This window comes from Bordetella genomosp. 4 (genome assembly GCF_002261185.1).
GTDB lineage: Bacteria > Pseudomonadota > Gammaproteobacteria > Burkholderiales > Burkholderiaceae_B > Bordetella_A.
Genome location: NZ_NEVQ01000012.1, coordinates 431955 through 452894 on the forward strand (window position 1 = coordinate 431955; position 20940 = coordinate 452894).

At 58.5% G+C, this 20940-nt stretch carries 12 protein-coding genes and 1 pseudogene; 10 read left to right on the top strand and 3 right to left on the bottom strand.

Annotated features, from left to right (window positions below; all coding sequences use genetic code 11):
* Positions 1 to 2: 2 nt before the first annotated feature.
* The 9 genes from CAL20_RS09985 (at position 3) to CAL20_RS10025 (ending at position 15428) form a co-directional block, all read left to right on the top strand.
* The gene (locus CAL20_RS09985) at positions 3 to 740 is read left to right on the top strand and encodes a hypothetical protein (RefSeq protein ID WP_094820580.1); all 738 of its coding nucleotides are present in this window, start codon (positions 3 to 5) and stop codon (positions 738 to 740) included.
* Positions 737 to 1615: a Flp pilus assembly protein CpaB gene (cpaB, locus tag CAL20_RS09990; RefSeq protein WP_254923957.1), complete on the top strand. Its 879-nt coding sequence runs from the start codon at positions 737 to 739 to the stop codon at positions 1613 to 1615. The genes CAL20_RS09985 and cpaB overlap by 4 nt, the downstream gene beginning before the upstream one ends.
* Complete coding sequence (locus CAL20_RS09995) at positions 1612 to 2991, top strand: type II and III secretion system protein family protein (protein WP_094820582.1); 1380 nt, start codon at positions 1612 to 1614, stop codon at positions 2989 to 2991. Before cpaB ends, CAL20_RS09995 begins: the two co-directional genes overlap by 4 nt.
* Before the next feature lie 2 nt (positions 2992 to 2993).
* Positions 2994 to 4730 (top strand): ATPase, T2SS/T4P/T4SS family, encoded by a 1737-nt coding sequence (locus CAL20_RS10000; RefSeq protein ID WP_094820583.1) that lies wholly within the window; start codon positions 2994 to 2996, stop codon positions 4728 to 4730.
* 51 nt (positions 4731 to 4781) lie between these two features.
* Positions 4782 to 5627 carry a type II secretion system F family protein gene (locus CAL20_RS10005; protein WP_094837757.1) on the top strand — a complete coding sequence of 282 codons (846 nt, stop codon included), beginning with the start codon at positions 4782 to 4784 and terminating at the stop codon, positions 5625 to 5627.
* A gap of 9 nt (positions 5628 to 5636) precedes the next feature.
* Entirely contained in the window at positions 5637 to 6506 is an 870-nt protein-coding gene (locus tag CAL20_RS10010; RefSeq protein WP_094820585.1) for a type II secretion system F family protein, read from the top strand.
* Positions 6503 to 6868: a DUF192 domain-containing protein gene (locus CAL20_RS25860; protein WP_094820586.1), complete on the top strand. Its 366-nt coding sequence runs from the start codon at positions 6503 to 6505 to the stop codon at positions 6866 to 6868. The genes CAL20_RS10010 and CAL20_RS25860 overlap by 4 nt, the downstream gene beginning before the upstream one ends.
* Before the next feature lie 235 nt (positions 6869 to 7103).
* Positions 7104 to 8777: a ShlB/FhaC/HecB family hemolysin secretion/activation protein gene (locus CAL20_RS10020; RefSeq protein ID WP_256981405.1), complete on the top strand. Its 1674-nt coding sequence runs from the start codon at positions 7104 to 7106 to the stop codon at positions 8775 to 8777.
* Positions 8778 to 8789: 12 nt separating this feature from the next.
* Positions 8790 to 15428 (top strand): two-partner secretion domain-containing protein, encoded by a 6639-nt coding sequence (locus CAL20_RS10025; protein ID WP_094837759.1) that lies wholly within the window; start codon positions 8790 to 8792, stop codon positions 15426 to 15428.
* A 536-nt stretch (positions 15429 to 15964) separates the two neighbouring features.
* On the opposite strand, the gene CAL20_RS10030 is transcribed toward CAL20_RS10025, so the two are convergent.
* Positions 15965 to 16798: a class I SAM-dependent methyltransferase gene (locus CAL20_RS10030; RefSeq protein ID WP_094837760.1), complete on the bottom strand. Its 834-nt coding sequence runs from the start codon at positions 16796 to 16798 to the stop codon at positions 15965 to 15967.
* A gap of 212 nt (positions 16799 to 17010) precedes the next feature.
* Complete coding sequence (locus CAL20_RS10035; protein WP_094837761.1) at positions 17011 to 18687, bottom strand: 2-isopropylmalate synthase; 1677 nt, start codon at positions 18685 to 18687, stop codon at positions 17011 to 17013.
* A gap of 276 nt (positions 18688 to 18963) precedes the next feature.
* Between CAL20_RS10035 and CAL20_RS10040 the strand changes: the two genes are divergently transcribed.
* Positions 18964 to 19779 (top strand): AraC family transcriptional regulator, encoded by an 816-nt coding sequence (locus CAL20_RS10040; RefSeq protein ID WP_094837762.1) that lies wholly within the window; start codon positions 18964 to 18966, stop codon positions 19777 to 19779.
* A gap of 34 nt (positions 19780 to 19813) precedes the next feature.
* Here the strand turns inward: CAL20_RS10040 and CAL20_RS25865 are convergent.
* Positions 19814 to 20931: pseudogene (locus CAL20_RS25865) on the bottom strand (CMD domain protein).
* Positions 20932 to 20940: the final 9 nt, after the last annotated feature.

Genomic DNA, 20940 nt, shown 5'->3' on the forward strand with positions numbered 1-20940 from the left:
CCATGTACCGATTCAAAGCCTTTGGAAAAGTGCGCTGCAACCTGCGCCGATGGCCAGCAGCGCTTGTCGCGACGATGATCGTGGTGGCCGTTGCACACGCCGCAGAGACATCCGCTCTCAGCGAATTGTCGCTGCCTCCGGGCAGCACACAAACCTCACTTGGTGGGCGGATGCGCTTGTTTGGCACCCCAATCGATATTCGCGTTTTTGACATTCCCCTGCCGATTGCACAAGCCGCGCGGGCAGTGGGCGAGCGTTACCCCTCGCTGTCGGACATGGGGCTCTACCCCCAACGTGTGGTGCTGTCGGGGCACGTTGCCAATCAATTCTGGGTGGTGAACTTCGAATCTAACGGTCCGCGTCATACGCGCGGCAGTCTCTCAATATTGACAGAAACGGAGTTTCCCAGCCAATCGGCGGCACAAAAGAACACCGCGCCGAATCGTGAATTGATGAGCTCGTTCTCATGGTGGCCGGCTGACGCCCGACTGCGATTACGGCTCGAACAAGATGAGGGAAGGGGCCGTAATAGCACTCAAATATGGACGTCTACCTCGTCTGCGGAGTCAGTCTGGTCGGCCATTCGTCAAGGCCTGCAACAAGAACGCTGGCAAGCAGAGACCGACACACCGCATACCAGTCTATGGCGGCGAAAGCACAGTCTGCTTCATATCTCAATAACCGCCATTGATGGTGGTGCGGGAATTCTCCTGCTGCATCATGATGGAGCGAAATCTTGAGTCTCACATTAGCGGCATTGCGATTGCGCACGATAAGCGTCTGCGGTTCTGCATTGGCGGCCGGGCTGCTTGCTGCCTGGGCGGTGCACGAACACATTCAAACCCGTGAGCGTGAAATGGAGCGTCAAGCAACAGTGGAGGTGCGTGCACGCGTGGTCGCTGCGATCGATCTCGCCGCAGGTACGCGACTGCAAACGGACCATTTAGCAGTGCGAGACATTCCGTTGCCCTGGGTGCCGAGCCATTCGTATGACCCCGATGCTGTGGACCAGGTGCTTGGGGGCGTGCTTACTACCGATCTGAAGCAAGGCGACATCTTGCTCGGGGCGCACATCACGGCAGAGGTCGAGTCGCCGCTCTCTGACCTCGTGTCACAGGGACGCCGAGCCGTGACATTGCCTGCGGCGGAGATCAATGCCGTATCGGGGCTTTTGCAGCCCGATGATCTGATAGACCTTTACGTGTCATTCATGTACCAGGGCCAGCATCTGACCGCACCGTTACTACAGAGCGTACGCGTGTTGGCAATCGGCGGCCCTAGCGACTCGCCTGTGTCTATCACGTTCGATACCGCGGAGCGAGACGCTATCAAACTGGTGGCAGCTCGTCATTCGGGTTCGCTGACAGCCATGTTGCGCCATCGCAGTGATGCGAGAGTTTCCGAATCCGCAGCTGCCGGTGATCTGGCCGCTTTGATGGGACTGACTGGCCCGTCCATGGCGGATCGTGCGCCGATTCCGGTTCTATACGGCGATCGTGTTGATACAGAGCCGCTGTCATCAGATGCAGATCCGGCAGAGAAGACGTTCCCCAATTTACCGGATCGAGATGTCCCGCCGCCCAAATCGCTCGCCATATATGCGGAGGGACGATGAAAAGCATTTTGCTTTCCTTGTCGATAATGTTGGCAGTGCCGGGATCACTATGGCCGGCGATGGCGGCTGACCCTCCGACATTCGTGCTCGAGGTCGGCCAAACCAAAGTCGTTCATCATCAATCTGTGACACGCGTTGCAGTGGGTAATGGACAGGTCGTCAGCGCGGTTTCTGTCGAGGGCAAGGACGTCGTGCTCTTTGCTCGGCAAGAGGGGACATCGTCTGTGCATGTCTGGACGCCGATCGGTGTGGGCGCGGCATACGAGATTCAGGTCCGCCCGGCGGGATGGACGCAGATGCAACAGGAAGTGCAGAAGTTGCTCCAGCACATCCCCAGCGTACGCAGTTCGCTGGTGGGCGACAACATCGTCATTGAGGGCGAGGATCTGACCGACGATGATCGCGAGCGTGTATCGGCTTTGGTGCGCCGCTATCCTCGCATTCTGGACTTCACGGGGCAAATCGGCTGGGATCGGATGGTATTGCTGGACGTTCAGGTGGTCGAACTGCCCAGTGCACATTTGCGCGAGTTCGGGGTGCAGTGGGATGCGGTATCAAAAGGGGGGATACAGACAGGTCTCGTCTGGCAGCCTGGTTCGAGTACACGGCTAAGCGACCAGATGGAGATACCGCCATTGTCGATAAGCGGCGCCGCGGGCGGCTACTTCGGGTTGAATGCGCTGCTTTCCTCGCGCATCGCAGCACTCGCTCAGCGTGGCGAGGCCGTGATGCTCGCTCAACCTCAGCTCCTGGCACGCAGTGGCGCGACCGCATCGTTCCTGGCCGGGGGCGAGGTGCCCTATACCACGATCGATGCGCGTGGCAACACCAATACGGCGTTCAAGCCCTATGGTGTGTCGTTAAACATCACGCCGCGCATCGACCGTACGGGAGCCATCAGGTCGCGCATCGAGGTAGAGGCCAGTTCAGTCGATACCTCTATCAGTGTCTCGGGCGGTCCCGCCTTGCGTACGCGTCGTGCGGCCACTGAGTTCAACGTGAGATCGGGACAGACTTTGGTATTAGGCGGATTCCTGTCGCGCGAGCGCACGAACGAGCGTAGCGGTCTTCCTGTACTGCAGGATATTCCCGTGCTGGGATCGCTGTTTTCATCACACCGCCTACAGCACAAAGAAACCGAGTTGGCGATCTTCGTGACGCCGAGAATTGTGTCGCAGGATCATCCTGAGCTGACCGATCGTGTGAGGCGTGGCCGGGAGGTACTTGCCGAGGCATTCCCCGATTCTCCAACATTGGGCACGGGAACACCGGCAGCGGGCGATCCTGACTGGAGCGTTTATCGAGGAACGGGATCTCAGTGGCAGCCGGCGCCGCCTGTGGCCAACCCGGCGAATTCCGATTCAATGCGGAGATAAACATGGTCGAGATTGTCATGACATTCGAAGACGGTGAACAACACATCATGCGAGTCGAAACACCCTTGACGATAGGCCGTTCGGCACAATGCGGATTGCGCATCTCGCATTGGCGTGTGGCCAAACACCACGCCACCCTGTGCGGATCTTCGCCGTTTCTGTCGTTGGAGGATATGGGTTCGTTCATGGGGACATGGGTCAACGGCCGTCGCATCACGATTCACCATCCCGTACTACCCGAAGACGAAATTGTGATTGGACCGTGCCGTCTACGCATGCGGTCCATGCACGACGCAACCGAAGGCGAATCTGGTTCGAGCGTGTCGCCGCCGTCCGAGATCCTGATTCCCAAAACGATATCGACGATCTCGCGTGAGGTATCGAACCACACCGCCTTCAATGCGATGGTTCCGGCCATTGAGACAGAAAACGCGAAAGTGGGACTTGCGGATCTCTTGCCTCATCGACGACGACTGCACGCCGGACTGCTACAGGCGCTGAACTTGCGGCGCCGAGATGTGGCGGGCATGAGCGATGCGCTATTACGCAACGAGGCGCAACCCCTGCTGGAACAGCTGGCCGCGGACGACAAGGACATCCCTGATCATATTGATCGTGTGGCATTGTGCCGTGATGTGCTGGACGAGGCCGTCGGCTTGGGGCCTTTGGAACCATTGCTCGCAGACCCTGAGATCAGCGAAATCATGGTCAACCGCTACGACGAGATCTACGTCGAACGTGAGGGGCGTTTGTATCCTCATCGGGCAACATTCAATAGCGAGCAGTCGGTCCGATGGGTCATCGAGCGTATCGTGACGCCAATCGGCCGCCGGATTGACGAAAGCGCCCCGATGGTGGATGCACGCTTGTCCGACGGATCGCGTGTCAACGCGGTGATACCACCGATCGCCCTGAAAGGGGCCAGTCTGACGATACGAAAATTTCCGACTCGCCGGCCGCAGATAGCGGATTTGGTGCAGAGCGGCGCCATAGATCCGGTCGTCGCACGGTTTCTGATGCTGTGCGTAAGGACTCGCAAGAACATCGTCGTATCGGGAGGCACGGGCTCGGGCAAGACAACACTGTTGAACATTCTGTCCAACGGTATTCCCGAGGGCGAGCGGATCGTCACCATCGAGGATGCCGCAGAATTGCGGCTGAATCACGATCACCTGGTCTCTCTGGAGGCGCGCCCGCCAAATCAGGAAAATCGTGGCCGCGTCGATATCCGTGACTTGGTGCGTAATGCCTTGCGTATGCGGCCCGATCGCATCGTGGTGGGTGAGTGCCGCGGTGCTGAGGCGCTCGACATGTTGACAGCGATGAATACCGGTCATGAGGGTTCGCTGACCACGTTGCATGCCAACTCGCCACGCGATGCCTTGAGTCGCCTGGAGACCATGGTCTTGATGGCAGGCATGGATCTTCCTTTGAGCGTTGTACGCGAGCACATTGGCGCCAGTGTCGACATTATCGTGCAGCAAACACGTTTGTCCGACGGACGTCGCGTTGCCACGTCGGTGGTCGAGATCACAGGTATCGAGAGCGGACGGATTCAACTGCAAGAATTATTTTGCTATCAGTCAGAACACGGCTTTCAGGCCTGTGGGCTAGTGCCGAGCTTTATCGGTGAGTGGCAGGCTGCGGGTATAGATTTTGACATCGCTTTGTTTTCTGCAGCAGGCCTTAAAGAACGAACGACGATGCCGAATAGGCCTGGTCAAGGCTTTTTCCAGTAACGCTGCCACTGGTCTTCTCTGACGCATGCAATGTATTTCCTGGAGCCCTTCATGGTTTGGATCGCGTTAACGATGTCTACAGCCTGTGCTGTGCTGCTGGTTTGGCAGATGCAGACGTGGTTTGGTCCCGCTGTGATTCGCTATCACACGCTCTACACCCGCGATACCAGCATCAAACTGGGCGAGCTATTTTTGTTCATCACTCCTGCTCAGTTGCGCGTATGGACGATGACGTTGGCTATCATGATCGGAGGGCTCGCGTTCATATTGACTGGCGCGCCGATCGTGGCTGGTATTGCGATAGTGATAGCCACCAGACTGCCGCAATCTCTGGCAAGTCGTTTGCGTGGCCGGCGATTGGCCAGGTTCGAGAGGCAGCTGCCTTCGGCCTTGCTGGCATTGGCCTCTGCACTAAGAGCGGGGGTAGGGGTGCCGGCTGCGTTACGCCATATCGCCGATCATAGCGAAGCCCCATTGGCCCAGGAATTCGGGTTGTTGCTACGAGAGCAGCGGCTAGGCGTATCGTTCGAGACGGCACTGACGAATCTACACGCCCGCATGCCATCGGAGGCTAGCGCCTTATTTGTCGCGTCATTGAATGTCGCGTCTCACACAGGCGGCAACCTGGCCGAGATTTTGGAAGGAATAGCCGCCACGTTGCGTGAACGCTTGAAATGGCAGGAAAAGGTACGCACGCTGACCTCTCAGGGAAGGCTGCAGGCCTGGATCGTAGGCGCGTTGCCGTTGCTGTTGCTTTGCGTCTTGAGCTACTTGGAAGCCGACGCCATGGCAATGTTGTGGCAAACCCCGACAGGCTGGGCCGTGCTTGCCGTGCTGTGCATGCTGGAGGCCGGCGGCATGTTGCTGATCCGGCGCATCGTCAATATTGATATGTGATACGCCGCTATGTTTATGGTAATTGCTGTGGTGTTTGCTGGCCTGGGCGGAATGCTTTTCGCCTGGATGGTAGCGCGGCCTGTGCTGCTGTCCTCCGCTTTGTCCGTTGCGCAGCGTGCGCCCGAGTCATGGCGGTTGCGCTGGCCTTGGTTATCGGGGATATCCGGCATATGCGAGGGATTGCTGTCTCGGCGCCAACGCGATTATCTGGTTCGTTGGTCGCGGCAGATCGGTTTACCTATCGTAGCGACACCTACCCACTTGGTCGCCTGGATACTGATTGCGGCGATATCGGGAACGCTGGCAGGGACAGGTGCGGCAATGGTGATCGACACGAGTGGCGCTCTGATATGGGGCGCGCTCATAGGAGCGCTCATCGCGGTCTCGTGGTCGATCGCCAGATTGCTTTCACGTATTCGCCGACGGCGCAGAAGCATCGATCAGGATTTGCCGTTTGTACTGGACATGATGACCTTATGTGTGGAATCGGGATTGGGGTTGTACAGCGCATTGCAGCAGGCAGAGCGGCATGGCCCCCGGGGATACTTGCGCCAGGAGCTTGGTCACGCCCTGTCAGATATGCGTGCCGGCGTGCCTCGTGCAGCAGCGCTGCGGACACTGGCTGATCGCTGCAATTGCGCCAACGTTCATCGTTGGATTGCCGCATTGATACAAGCAGACGGGCTAGGAATGAGCATCGGGCTCTTGTTGCGCGAGCACGCCTCGCAATGTCGAGCGGATCGCTTTCAGCGCGCTGAGAAATTGGCGATGGAGGCACCCGTGAAAATGCTTCTACCATTGATCGCTTGTATTTTTCCCTGCACCTTTATCGTGCTGGCGTTTCCGATCGTGATACAGATGTGGCAGGTCGCACAATGACTGCCCGTTGTCAGACGAATCATCGTATCAGGTTGGTGAGGGCGCGAAGCATGTGGGCGCGGTTGCGAGGACTGTTAGGTCGAGTGCGGCCGCTAGGAAGGCGCACGGGGCTATGGCTTTCGCCCTGTTGGGCCGTTCACACCTTTGGTATGCGTTATCCCATCGATGTGGCGTTCATTGGCCGCGATGGCCGCGTACAGCGTCTCGTCCGCGATCTTGGTCCCAGCCGCATCGCCATTTTCTGGGGTGCAACATCCGTCATCGAGTTTAGAGCCAATTCGTCGGAGTCTTCGTTGCGCTGTCGGCGGCGCTTGCAAATGGCCCTGCAAAAGGCCCGAGATCGGCGTATGCCGTTGAAATAGCGAAAGCTTCGTCAGGCCGGTTAGCGGATAGATCGGTAAACCTCACAGTTTGGCTCCAGACGCGCGTTTGATCGCGTCGGGATACTGCCGCGCGCCCGCACATACGGGGCTCGTGGAACATTCCTACGATATTCGTTACATAGCTTCTTCAAAACAAGAACAGAGATAAATGCATATGGTTCATCGTTGCTTGACGTGGATGCGTCAGCTGAAATTTCGTTGCTTCTTGAGGGCTGTGAACACGGCTGGCGTGCTGGCTAGCACGATCGTTCCGGGATGGGCAACGACTGTCGACGCTGCCACTCAAGCCGATGAAATCCTGCGGCACCAAGCCCACGAACTCGGCCAGCAGCGTGCCCGCGCCGAACAGCGGCCGGACGTGTTTCCCGAGACCGGGTCTGCGGTGGATGATGCGCAGGCATGGGTGCTGCCTCATGAGACGCCTTGTTTTTCCTTGTCAGCAGTCCTATGGCAGGGCGACCCTCCTCCAAAAGAAATCCAGGCGATGGCTCGATCCTTCATTGGGAAATGCGTGGGCTTGCATGGGTTGAACATCTTGCAAGCGCAGCTGACTGCGCGCTTGGTCGACTCGGGTTTGATCACGGCATGGGTGCGGATGCCTGAACAATCATTAGCCGAAGGCACGCTCACGTTGCGTTACGGGGCGGGCCGTATCGCCGAGGTGCGCAGCGAGGGTGCGCCGGGTTGGTGGCGCACCGTATTGCCCAGCGGCCCGGGCGACGAACTGAATCAGCGCGACCTGGACCAGGCACTGGAAAATATTCAACGTCTCAGAGGGCAATCTGATGCACGTATCGACATAGCGCCAGGAACGGAACTGGGCGCTTCCGACATTCTTTTGCAGCCCGGATCAGGCAAGCGTTGGCATGCCTATGTGGGTGGCGACAACGCAGGGCTGAAGGCGATGGGACGCAAAAGGCTCAATGCAGGATTGACGCTGGACTCCCCCTTGCTTCTATATGACCAGCTTTCCGTGTCATGGAACAGCAACGCAGGCCTGCGCAACCACGACAACAATGCGCGTGCGGCGTCGGTCCATTACAGCATTCCATTCGGGTACTGGACGATGTTCGCGAGCGCCGGCCGTTCGAGCTATCGGCAGACTGTTTCTGGGTTCGACGAGCCCATCGCCTACGGCGGCACGACTCAGCAGGTCGATATCGGCATGTCGGTAGTGCCGTATCGCGGCACACACAGTAAAAGCACTGTCGTGGCCAAGGTGCTGCGCAAGCGTGTAGGCGGGATGATCAACAGCATCGATATCGAGGTGCAGCGCCGCGACATCATGGGCTATGAGTTGGGTTATCAGCATCGCCATTATGTGGGCCGCACGGTGGTGGACCTAGGAGCAGGCGTGCGAGGCACAGTGCCGCGGTATTCCAAACACCCGGGATATGTCTATGGCGACGCTGGCTGGAATGGACGTACGACGATTCTGGCCGCTAACGCGGGTACTTATCTGCCCTTTACGCTTGCTCAGCAGCAGATGGCATATCAATTCAATTGGCAACTTCAACATGCCAAGACGCACATCGTGCCCGCGGATTATTTCACGATAGGCGATCGTTACAGGGTGCGCGGGTTTGACGGACAAATGACCTTGGCTGCGGAAGACGGATGGGGCCTGCGCAATGATCTGTCCTGGAATCTAAGCACGCTCGGCCAACAACTTTATGCGGGCCTCGACGCGGGTCGTGTGAGTGGGCCGTCCGCACAGTATTTGTCAGGCCGCACACTGGTTGGCGCCGTCGCGGGTTTGCGCGGCCGCCTCTCCGTGCCCTATGTCGACACCAGTTACGACGTATCGCTGGGTTGGCCGTTGAAGAAACCCGAAACATTTCCCACGTCAAACGTCGTATTCGCAGCGGCGCTGATGTTCGAGTTTTAGAGAATACAAGCCATGTTGAAAAAGAAGACTAGCCGGAATCTTTTCGGGTTATTGGCCGCATCGGGCTGGACCGCGGTTCTGGCGCAGACTTTGCCAATTACCGTAGACAAGAGTGCAGCGGGCGCGCAGCCTGTTGTGGGCGTCAGCCATGGCGTGCCCGTTATTCAGATCGTGCCACCCTCGGCGGCGGGCGTGTCACATAATCGATTTACAGATTTCAATGTCGGCCCCTCGGGCGCCGTGCTGAACAACAGCGGCGGTACTAGTCAGACGCAGGTTGCCGGTCAGATTGCGGGCAACCCCATGCTGGGAAATCAGCGCGCGACCACGATTCTGAACCAGGTGACCGCACCCAATCCATCCCGATTGCAGGGCATGCTCGAGGTGGCTGGTCATCGCGCCAACGTGATCGTCGCGAACCCCGCGGGGATTACCTGTAGTGGTTGCGGTTTTCTGAATGCTACCCGCGCGACGCTGACCACTGGCCGTCCGGAGGTCGGTCCCAAAGGCCAGATTTCGCTCGAGGTGGCATCGGGAAAAATTCTAGTCGAAGGCCAAGGATTGAACGGCACGCATGTTCCCAAGGTTGACCTGTTGGCTCGTGCCTTGGTCATCAACGCGGGGGTGTGGGCAGATCAGTTGACGGTGACTGCAGGCGCGGCCCGCGTGGATGCCGATAGCGGTGAAACCAGCGCGCTCGCAGGCGGGGGGCCGGCGCCTCGATTCGCATTGGACACGGCCGCCTTGGGGGGTATGTACGCAAACAGCATACGGCTCATAGGCACCGAGGCGGGCGTGGGCGTGAACGTAGGGGGAAACCTGGTGGCGCTCACTGGCGATTTGAGTCTGAACGCCGCGGGCGATGTCCGTATCGTGCCAAACGCGACCTTGTCTGCAAAGAAAACCCTGGCGCTGAACGTACCGGGGCAACTCGACACGAGCAAGGCGGTATTGCACGGCTCTAATGTGAAGATATCCGCCAAGGCATTGAACAATCAAGACGGCAGGATCACTGCCACAGGGCCGATGACACTGCAGGTACAAGGCGATCTGCTCAACGCAGGCGGATTGATCGCTACTGCAGGCGATCACCGGCTAGAAGCCACGCAGTTGAGCAACCATGGCGGTACCTTGGCTGGCGGCAATCTCACGGCCGCGGTTAAAGAAAGGATCGATAATCGTAAAGGATTGATGCTGGCTGATAACACGCTCCGTTTGTCGGCAGCCAGCTTGGGCAATGATGACACGCTGGACGTGAGTCAGACGTCTACGTTGATGCAGGCTTCGACCGCTTCCGTCGGTGCTGCCTCGTCCGCTGAGCCTGCCGCCGCGTCCTCGGGATCTGCTCGATCCACACCCTTGGCTACAGGCGTGACGGCCAAAACCGTTGACATCCGCGTGGCCCAAGTCAATAACGCCAAGGGCGAGATTCATGCTAGCGGGGACCTGGTTCTCGTTTCTGAAAATCTCAAAAATCCCTCTGGCCGGATTGCGGCGCAGCGCAATACGCGTATCGACACACACAGCGTGAGAAACAAGCAGGGGACGGTCGCCGCAGATCAGCAACTCACTGTGCACGCCAAGGAGTTAGACGGCCTGGGTTGGTGGCGCGCGGGAACCGACTTGGCTTTTACGTATAGCGGCTCGCTGACGCCACAAGGCAATTTCACCGCCGGACGGGACTTGAACCTCGATTTGGGAGGCGCTCTAGTCAACAAGGCTCGTCTGAGCGCAGGCCGCGATGTGCGCATCAAGGCCCATTCGCTGAACAACACAGCGACTGGCGAACTGCTGGCAGGGCGCCACAACACGATAGACGTCGCTCAGGACCTCACCAATGCGGGCCTGATTGACGCGAATGTGACACGTATCAATGCCGGCCAACTGCATAACCGCGGCCGGATCTACGGTGATGGGGTGTCGATCAGCGCCGGCGCGTTGGTCAATGATGCGGGTCCGAAGGGCTCAGCCATCATTGCTTCGCGTGGCAATCTCAACCTGGGCGTGGGTTCCCTGATCAATCGCCATCATTCTGTTCTCTATGCCAAGGATCATCTGCGCGTCGGCGGATCAATCGATACCGCCAAACGGGCCACTGGGCAGGCAGACCAACTGCAAAACATCTCAGCCACGATAGAGGCCGGCGGCTCTATCACGATTGCGGCGAATCAGATCCACAATCAGAACGCAAACTTCGCCTCGGAAACCGGGCAGGTGTCATCAAAGCCCAAGGTGTACTTCACGCCCGAAGGCAGTACGGACATGTATGACGCCGCCAGCCATTGGCTATGCGACACGGTGACGCGCGGGTGCAGCCGGCGGCCAGACTGGCTCAATGATGATCCGGAACGCAGACTGCTGTTGCCGTCCGCCAAATACCCCGCGACGCGCTATGGGCCTCCTTTTGACTATGCGCCTAATGAGCGCGGCAGAGCAGGGGTGTCCAGTCCCATTGCGTTGACTCACACCCCTGCGGGCCGTCAGTGCATAGGCCGCAACTGCCGTCCGACACCCGAGCGGTTTCGTTATCCGCGTGACGCAAAGATCTGGTCGGTATTCGGCGTCCAGCCGCCGGCTGGCGAGTTGCCGGCCTGGAAACCCAGCCCACAAGCCGGTTCGCGTAAGTCTCAGTCGTTGGAGCAGCAGCGCAAAGCCTACGAGGCTACCCCGGCATACAAAGATTACAAGGCACGCCATCTGGCGCTGGACGCGCGTATCAAAGCATTCAATCGGGATTTTCTCAACCGACTGGTCAAACACTTCACATTCTACGAAGTCAATGAGATCGTTACGCAGACTCGTACGGTTCGCAGCGATCCGGGGCGCATTTTTTCGGCCGGCGGGCTTAACCTCAAAGGGATAGTCACCAACGATAAAAGCCAGATCGCCGCCGGCGGCAAACTGACCGTGGATGGCCCAGCTATCCATAACATCGGAGCCACGGGTTGGCGCACCGTTATCCGCGAGGGCCAAGCCACCTTTACGCAGGCACGCAGCAGCGATCGCAAGGCACACCGCGCGCCCTATAAGGTCACCGTGGCAAGCGATCCGTTCGATCTGCCTGTAGGCGCCGTGCGTACGGTCTTGGCGCCCAAAGTGCAGCTGCCGGCGCGTCCAGACGCGACTCAGACACATGGCACATTGATGGCTGGGCGCAACACGCATCTGACAGCGCAGGGCGACCTCGTCAATAGCGGCACCATCGGTGCGCGCGATGCGACGGTGGTCAATGCGTTGAACATTATCAACCACTCTGGCGGCCAGATACAGGCGCGGCGCATCGATCTGGCCGCACGCGAAAACCTGAGCAATCTCGCGGCCCGGATCCAGGGCGACACGGTCGCGCTGCGTGCGGGACAGAATATCAATTTGATTTCGGCCGAGACGTCCGAGGATTTCGGCGCTACGCGGGGTACGCATCTATCAGGTGTTTCCAGCGTGAGCGCGAACGATCTGTTGATGCAGGCGGGCAACGATATCAATATGTTGGCCGCGCAAGTGTCTGTCGAGCACAACGCGCGTCTGCGAGCCGGCCGCGACATCCGGCTGGACGAGTTTGTCGCGCAGCATCGCGAAACCATCTCGAGCGGCCCACACCAGCGTCACGAGTTGAGTACGAACAAGGTGATCGGATCGGGCGCGAGCGCCAAAGGCGATCTGGCGATGGCGGCGGGGCAGGACGTCAACGCGCGCGCTGCAGAAATTCATGCTCAACGGCAACTGTCCGTCAACGCTGGACGAGACGTCGTGCTGCAGGCAGGTGTAGGCAGCGGCGCAGCAAAGGATCAGTATCGCGAAAAGAAAAAAGGTTTGCTGTCGTCCAAGACCGAAGACACGAAAGTTTCGGCGCAGTGGAATCAGCCCCATGCCTCGACCCTGACAGGAAAGAACGTCGAGATTGCCGCTGGCCGTGATGTGACCGTGCAAGGTTCGAACGTGGGCGCGCAGCAGCATCTGGATATCGCTGCGGCACGCAATGTCAATATCGACCCCGGACACAGGCAATCCGATACCAGCCGTGTTGAGCAGGTCAAGAAATCAGGTGTCGGCGCGACGGGGGGGATGAGTATCGGCCAGCGTAAACAGACGCATTCGGTACAGGAAAAAGCTCTGGGCAATACACCCAGTACCCTGGGCAGTTTGAAGGGAAACACCACGATACGCACGGGTCAGGCCATCAACGTGACGGCCAGCACCATCATTGCTCCGGAGGGAAACATCACATTGGCCGGACAGCAGGTGACTATCGGCGCAGCGCAAGACACTCATCACAAGCGGGAGTCCTTGGAAATCAAGCAGACCGGGGTGAGCGTGACCGTGAACAATCCGTTGGTAAATGTGATGCAGACGATTGGGCGCGTGGCCGATACTGCAGCTAAAACGGACAACCCCCTCGTAAAAGTCCTGGCAGCGGCAGCCACCGGACTGGAGGCCATCAGCGCTTTGGATGCTTTGCGCAAGCAAGGAGCTGTTAACGGCGCAAAAGACCTGGACAAATTAGGTGGCATTCAGATCGGAATCGCCGTAGGAAAAAGCAAGCAGTCTAGCAAGACTGAACGCTCTGCTTCGACGGCTGCCGGGTCCACTGTTGCTGCTGGCAAGGACCTCACCATCCAGGCGAAAGGCGCCGGCACAGCTTCAGATATCAACGTGAAGGGCTCCAAATTATCTGGTGGGGGCAACACACAACTCAACGCCGACGGAAATATAAACCTCCAGGCGGCCGAGAACATCTTAGATACCAAACACACGAGCAGCGGATCGAGTACATCGATCGGGGTGGCCATATCCGTGGGATCGAGCGGCGCCAGCATCGGTGTAGCAGCGAGCGGCACCAACGCGAAAGGCAAAGCAAATGGCCGAGACAACACCATGATGAATACCAAGGTTGCAGCAGGCCAGAAGCTGACGCTGCAATCAGGCGCCGACACCAATCTGCAAGGGGCCATCGCCAGCGGAAAACAGGTGTTAGCCGATGTCGGCGGCAATTTGAACATCGAGAGCCTGCAGGACACCAGTATTTTTGAAAGCAAACATCGAAACATAGGCGGCAGCGTCATTGCAGGAGCAGGCGTGGCAGGCAGCGCCAACTATGCCCAAGACAAGGTCAAAGGCGACTTTGCCAGCGTGCGCGAGCAAAGCGGCATCCAGGCGGGCGACGGGGGCTTTGATGTTCAGGTCAAAGGCAATACGGATCTAAGAGGCGCGGCGATTGCCAGCACGGCAGCAGCAGTACATGCGGGGGTCAATCGCATCGTCACGGGTACGCTGACCGTAAGCGACATAGAGAACCACAGTGATTACAAGGCCAGTGGCGTTGCCGTCGCAGGTGGATTCAGCGTCAGCGGCCGCGATAAAAAATCTTCCGACAAGAGCACTGGAAAAGCCAACGACAAAACAGACGGAGCCACTGACGCAAATGTTATCGATGCCGACAATAACGCAGGCGGAATCAAATCCACATCCGGTGGCGGAAAGGCGACGACGGTCAGTGGTGCCGGCTACACGTGGGCAGCCCAAAACATGGGCCGCGACACCTCAGCGCTGGCCCCAGGCTTCAGTAAAACCAGTGGCAGCGAGCGCAGCACCACAAAGAGCGGAATCAGCGGCGCCACAGTCACCATAACCGATCATGAGAAGCAGCGCGCTTTGACCGGAAAGACCGCCGAACATCTCCTGGCCAGCCTGAACCAAGAGATCGAGACGGGCGACGATGCCGCGGGCCTAAGCAAAACCTGGGACTCCGAAAAACTGCGAGCCAAAGTCTCCGCCGAAGCCGAGATCGTCGCCGCCTTCACCCAACAAGCCAGCCAGACCATCCGGTCCTACACCGACGAAAAACGCGCAGCGCTGCGTAAACAGATCAATGAGAAGACTGATGAGCAGGAAAAGCAAGCGCTACAGCAACAGATCAGCGAGCTGAACACGCAGGAACGAATCCTGAATGTCATCGTAGGTGTACTGACCGGTTCCGCCGATGTAGCGGCACTTCACGCCGGATTGTCAGAGGCGGCGGACCGGATGAGGGAGTACACCATCGCAGATTCGAAGAAGTTTGCGGGAATTACCGACGGAGTGACTACGCTGGATAACAAGAGCGGGAAAAGCGCAGGTATCCGAGGGGATGGGTTCGGAGGGGCAGGGGTACGTCTTGATCTTGATATTCTGTGCGGTTCGATGAACGAACGTTGCGTAGTTCAAAAGAATAGCGATCAGCAGCCAATTCGAGATGCGAGAGGAGTTCCCAAGCTTGAGTTGAACGCGAAAGGAATGGTTCAGTTTGATCCGCACGAGGCACGGATGCCCTTAGCGCAGTTTCTTCAAACCCCGCTAGGTCGGACGATGTCGGGGTTCACTGGAGGAATTCAAGGTGGCGAAGGGACGCTTGGCGGTATCCCCTATAGCCCCGGAAGTATTCTCGATTTGGTGCACGAAGGTTATGCGGGACCGCACGATTTCCTGGGGGGAACAATAAGTGGTCTATACGACAGCGAAGGTAATGCCAGGCGTGCACAAACTTCAACGGAAAAGACTGGCTACGAAGTGTGGAGTGGCTTGGCTTTAGTACCTGCTACGCCTTTTGCCTTATCCGAAATACTGCCACCAGAAGCTTGGCAGGTTATCGGTACTTTGCTGAGATTCAAAAAATGAAGAAGCTTTTTCAGTGCTCGTGGCTCGTAGCGGTCGCATTGTCGCTAGGCGGCTGTTACGTCAATAAGAATGGGTATATATGTAGCCTAACTCTACCGGAAGCCTATTGCGACAAAGAGGCTTATGAGAAGTTGACGAACCCGGGAAAATCGATTGACAGCTGGGCCCTCAGCGGTAGGCCAGCAGATATTCGTTTGCAAGATTGGGTTGCATGTGGTGGCACGTGGGATGGAGGATACGGGCTCATTCCTCTACCGAATGGCGCGAGGCGAACGACGGAACAGATTCAGAATCAGTCCAGGGCGGTGTATCACAGCATTCAAAGTTGTATGTTGAGAAAGCATTACGAATATATTGGTGAATGCTTTGATAATGAAATCTCCCAGGCGCATCCTGCTTGTCGTGCCCGCGCGGGCGAGCCGGGGAATAATGTATTGGTTAGTGCGTTGCTGGCAACTAGTTGCCAAAAGCGAAATTGGCGAGATGTCGCGCACAGTCGACGATGGCAGTTTCAACTACCTTAGGCCGACCAATCCTCAAGCCAACGCCTCGGTAAAAAACCTCTCCCGCAATTCCGGCAACCCAATGCGATCCAGAATCTCATGCAGTCTCTCTGCAGGCTTGCGACGAGGCAGGTTTTTGTATTGTGCGATGATCAGTTCATTCTTCATCGAATGTTCCCATCCGACGAGCTCGGTGACGCTGACTTGATACCCATGCGCCTCGAGTTGCAAACACCGCAGCACATTAGTCACTTGACTGCCAAACTCCCGGGTATGCAGCGGATGGCGCCAGATCTCGGCTAGTGGATCCGCCAGCGCACGAGCTTTGTTTTTGCGCAGGGCAGCGGCGACTTCGGCTTGGCAGCAGGGGACGACGACGATGTATTTGGCGTGTTTGGCCAATGCAAAGTGAATAGCGTCATCGGTCGCGGTATTGCAGGCGTGCAGGGCCGTGACGATATCTATTTTCTCGGGCAATTGGTCCGAGGTAATGGAATCTGCGACCGACAGGTTCAGGAATGACATCCCGCCGAATCCCAGCCGCTGGGCCAGCGCCTTGGACGACTCGACCAGCTCGGCACGTGTCTCGATGCCGTAGACGTGCGATTGATCCCGCAGCGCCTTGAAAAACAGGTCGTACAGGATAAAGCCGAGATAAGACTTGCCCGCGCCATGATCGACGAGAGTGACTGCGCCGCGTTCTTTTTTGACGTCTTGCAGCAGGGGCTCGATGAACTGAAACAGATGATAGACCTGTTTGAGCTTGCGGCGGCTGTCCTGGTTCATCTTGCCGTCGCGCGTCAGGATATGCAGTTCCTTGAGCAGTTCGACGGATTGACCAGGGCGGATTTCGGGAGCAGAAGACATCGGAAAAGGCGAGCGGGCAGAGCAGAGTAATGCATCAGTTTACTGAAAATCGGGCACGGCCCGCAGTGCCGCGGCCGGGCAGGAGGCAGAGCGCAGTAATGAGGTGCTTTTCACCGGCCGCCGGCAGATGACATTCTGCCGTAACTGCGAACGCCCGAACCCCGGCAAAAGGCCGCACATGCAGCACGCCCTGTGCGGCCGCATATCGCCATTCAGTCCACTGCCGCCATCTCCGCAGAGAACCGGGCCGCTGCACTCAGCACTGCCAGAATCGATGCTGTAGCGATATTTGCGTGCCGTCCCACGCCAAAGCGCGAGCCCGGCACGCCAGGCATGGCTGCCTCCACAATGGCCACTGCCATCGCATCGGAACCTGCCCCCAGGCTGCGTTCTTCATAACTATCGATGCGCAACGGCAGGGCCAGCGCCGCCACTGTCGCAGCGATAGGCCCGTTGCCTGTCCCTTTCAGGGTAACGACATTGCCATTCTCATTCACCAGCTGCAGCGTGATGCCTTGCCCGTCGGCGTGCTCGCTCAGGCGGTGGCTGCGGTGAATGAATCCTGGCTGTTCACGTATCGGGGCGAGGTACGTGCGCTCGAATACATCCCAAATCTGTTCGCTGCTCAGTTCCGTTTCGCTGTCGTCTGCCAATGCCTGTACGATGGCGCTGAACTCCACCTGCATGCGGCGCGGCATGATAATGCCATGGTCGCGTTGCAGCAAAAACGCAATGCCGCCCTTGCCCGACTGGCTATTGACGCGCACGATGCTGTCGTAAGTGCGGCCCAGATCTTTCGGGTCAACGGGCAGATACGGTACGCGCCATGGTGCATCGGCCTGTTGCGCGGCAAAGCCCTTGGCAATGGCATCCTGGTGCGAGCCGGAGAACGCGGTAAATACCAGATCGCCTACATACGGATGGCGAGGGTGGATGGGTAACGCGGTGCATTCCTCAGCCACGCGGGCAACTGCAGCAATGTCAGAGAAATCCAAGCCAGGCGCGATGCCTTGGGTGTAGAGGTTCAGCGCGAGCGTCACCACGTCGACGTTGCCGCTGCGCTCGCCGTTGCCAAACAGGCAGCCCTCGACACGTTGCGCCCCGGCGAGCATTGCCTGTTCGGCGCAGGCCACACCTGTGCCCCGGTCGTTGTGCGGATGCACGGACAAGATGAGATGCTCGCGCCGCTCGAGCCGCCGGTTCATCCACTCGATTTGGTCGGCGAACACATTCGGCGTAGAGACTTCGACAGTAGTAGGCAGGTTGATGATCATCGGCCGTTGCGGGCCGGCATCCCAGGCGCGAATGGCGGCGTTGCATACGGCCAGCGAGACTTCCAGTTCGGCCATGCAGAAGGTCTCAGGCGAGTATTGCAAGATCCATTCGGTCTCCGGATGTGCCGCCGTCAGCCGTTTGAACAGCGCAATGTGACGCTCCACCATATCGATAATCTGTGGCACGCTCATACCAAAGACGATCTCGCGCCAGGCAGGTGCGATCGCATTGTAAAAATGCACGATCACGCGCCGCGCGCCCGCGACGCTGCGCACCGTCTCTGTGATCAGGTCATCGCGCAATTGCGTCATGACCATGGGGGTGACGTCGGGAGGAATCTGGTCTGCGTCAATGAGGTGGCGGACGATTTCGAAATCAGTGCGCGAGGCGGCGGGAAAGCCGACTTCAATTTCCTTGAAACCTATGCGCACCAGCTCATGGAACAAACGCAGCTTGCGATCGCGGTTCATCGGCTCGAACAGCGCCTGATTACCATCGCGCAAATCGGTGGACAGCCAGATTGGGGCTTGCGTCAGGATGCGCGACGGCCATTGACGGTCGGCGAGATCGATCGGAGAGATAGGGCGGTATTTGACGGAAGGATCGGCCAGCATGAAAAGCACTCCAGGAATCGTTGATACCCGATTCCCCTGGCTTGAAACAAGCTGACGTTGGTCGGGGTCAGGGGGAATCAGGATGGGTCATGGCGCAAACGGGCGCGTACAGACCCCGACCGGGAGGCAGTAGTGGTAGCCGTTGCGATAGACCGAGTGCGGACATGGTGGAATGGACAGCGAAGGATCAGTTCAGTGAAATGCTAGGCTTGCACAGATTGTCTATCTACATAAAAATGGACAAATTATTTATTGATTTGGACAAAATGCACTGCCATGGGCTTTTCGTCTCCGGAATATGGTGGCCACGCGTTGGACCTGCGCGCGCGCGAGTCCAGCGGTGCGCCGGTATTCGGTGTTGCCATACGCTACCCTGCGGGCCACGTCGTGCCGCGGCACAAGCATCCGCATGGCCATCTGATCTACGCGGATCGCGGTCTGCTGCGTGTGGAGTCCGAAAGCGGCCAGTGGCTGGTACCGCCCACGGCCGCGGTCTGGTTACGGCCGGGCGTAGAGCACCGTCTGGGGGTGCCGGTGGCGCTGCAAGCGCATGGCCTGTTCGTGCGCGAGGATGTCTGCACGCAACTGCCTGCGGCCGATTGTGTTGTCCATGTATCCGGATTGCTGCGCGAGTTGATCATGGAGTTGGCCGTAGCCGACAGCCATGCAGCCTCTGCGCGACGCATGCATTTGCTCGGGGAGCTATTGGTCGAGGAACTGCAGGTGCAGCCCGTTCTGCCATTCCATTTGCCGTGGCCGACTGAAGCGGTGGAGGGCGCCGATGGCCCGATACAACGCGTGTGCCAGATGCTCTTGAATAATCCAGGAGATGCTGCAACCGCAGCCGAGTGGGCAGCCAGGCTGGCGTTGGGTGACAAAACCTTCCACCGCCGCTTTCTCCAATCGACCGGCATGACCTTCGGCAAATGGAGGCAGCAACTGCGGTTGATGTCGTCGTTGACCCTACTGATGCAGGGAAAGCCGATCACGCAGGTAGCATTGGCCAGTGGTTACGATAGCCACAGCGCCTATACCACGGCATTCAACAAGCAATTCGGGCAGCCGCCTTCCGCCTTTGCAGCGGATAGATAAACGCGACTGCCCAAAAGCCGTAGGAAGATCTACTTCACTGCGCCGGGAACACCGGCTCGCCCAGATTCAACATCAGCCGATTGGCCCAGGCAAAGATCGCGTCCGAATGCAGCAGATCCAGCACGTCTGCATCGTTCAGCCCGGCGTCTTTCAGCGCCTTGATATCGGCAGCAGAGATCTCGGCGGGCCGCTCGGTGAGGTCGATCGAGAACTTCGTAATGGCCTGCTCGCGCGGCGTGGTGCCAGCCGTGTGCGGGTTTTCGAAAACCTGCTCGATGACGGCGTCTTGTTTAGCCAGCTGCGTGTAGCGTTGGGCGTGCACCGATGCGCAATACACGCAGCCATTGATACGCGAGACTACGGTGGCGCCCAGCTCGCGTTCTGCACGCGGCATGCCGCCGGGCGCGTACATGATGGCGTTGAACGCGGCGGAGCGCTGGCGCAGGATTTCGGGCTGATGGATCAGGAACAGGTAGTAGTCGGAGACCTTGGCCTGGGGATGGCTTTCCTCGAGCACAGCGATTTGCTCAGGGGTCGCGGTCTCGACGTTGACCACGTCCAGCCACGCATCCCAGCCCAGGGTCTCATTGGTGAAACCGTGCGATTTGATGATGCGGCTCATGCGGATTCCTCCAGGGCTTTCATGGCTTTCAGACCAGCGACCAGGCGCACTTGGTATGACAGAAAGGCGATCAATTGCGACAGGGTGACGACTTCAGGCGTTGACAGGCCGGCTTGCGGCAACGTCAACAGGGCCTCGCGGTCGCCCTCGACGGGCTTTTCGATCAGCTTGCGGGTAAAGGTCAATATGGCAGCCAGGCGCGGCGTGGGCGCATTGCCAGGTTCGCCTTGTTCGGCCAATTCGACCAGCGAGCTCTCGGCGCCTGCTGCCTGTAGCTGTTCGCGGTAGTGTGCGGCGAGTTCGGCCGAAGGCGTCAGGCGGCTGGCATACAGTGCGACCAACAGGCGCTCGACCAGCGACAGGCCCGGCAATTCAGGCGCGAACAAGGTGTCGTAGCTGCCCTGCGTCGCGGCGGCGACTTTGGCGCGCTGATGACGGGTCTCGTAGGTTTTGCTGCCCGGGGTCAGGCCAGCCAGGCGATCCACCAGATCATTGGCGGGATCGTAGGTTTTAGATGCTTGTGTTTCCATGTGTCGACC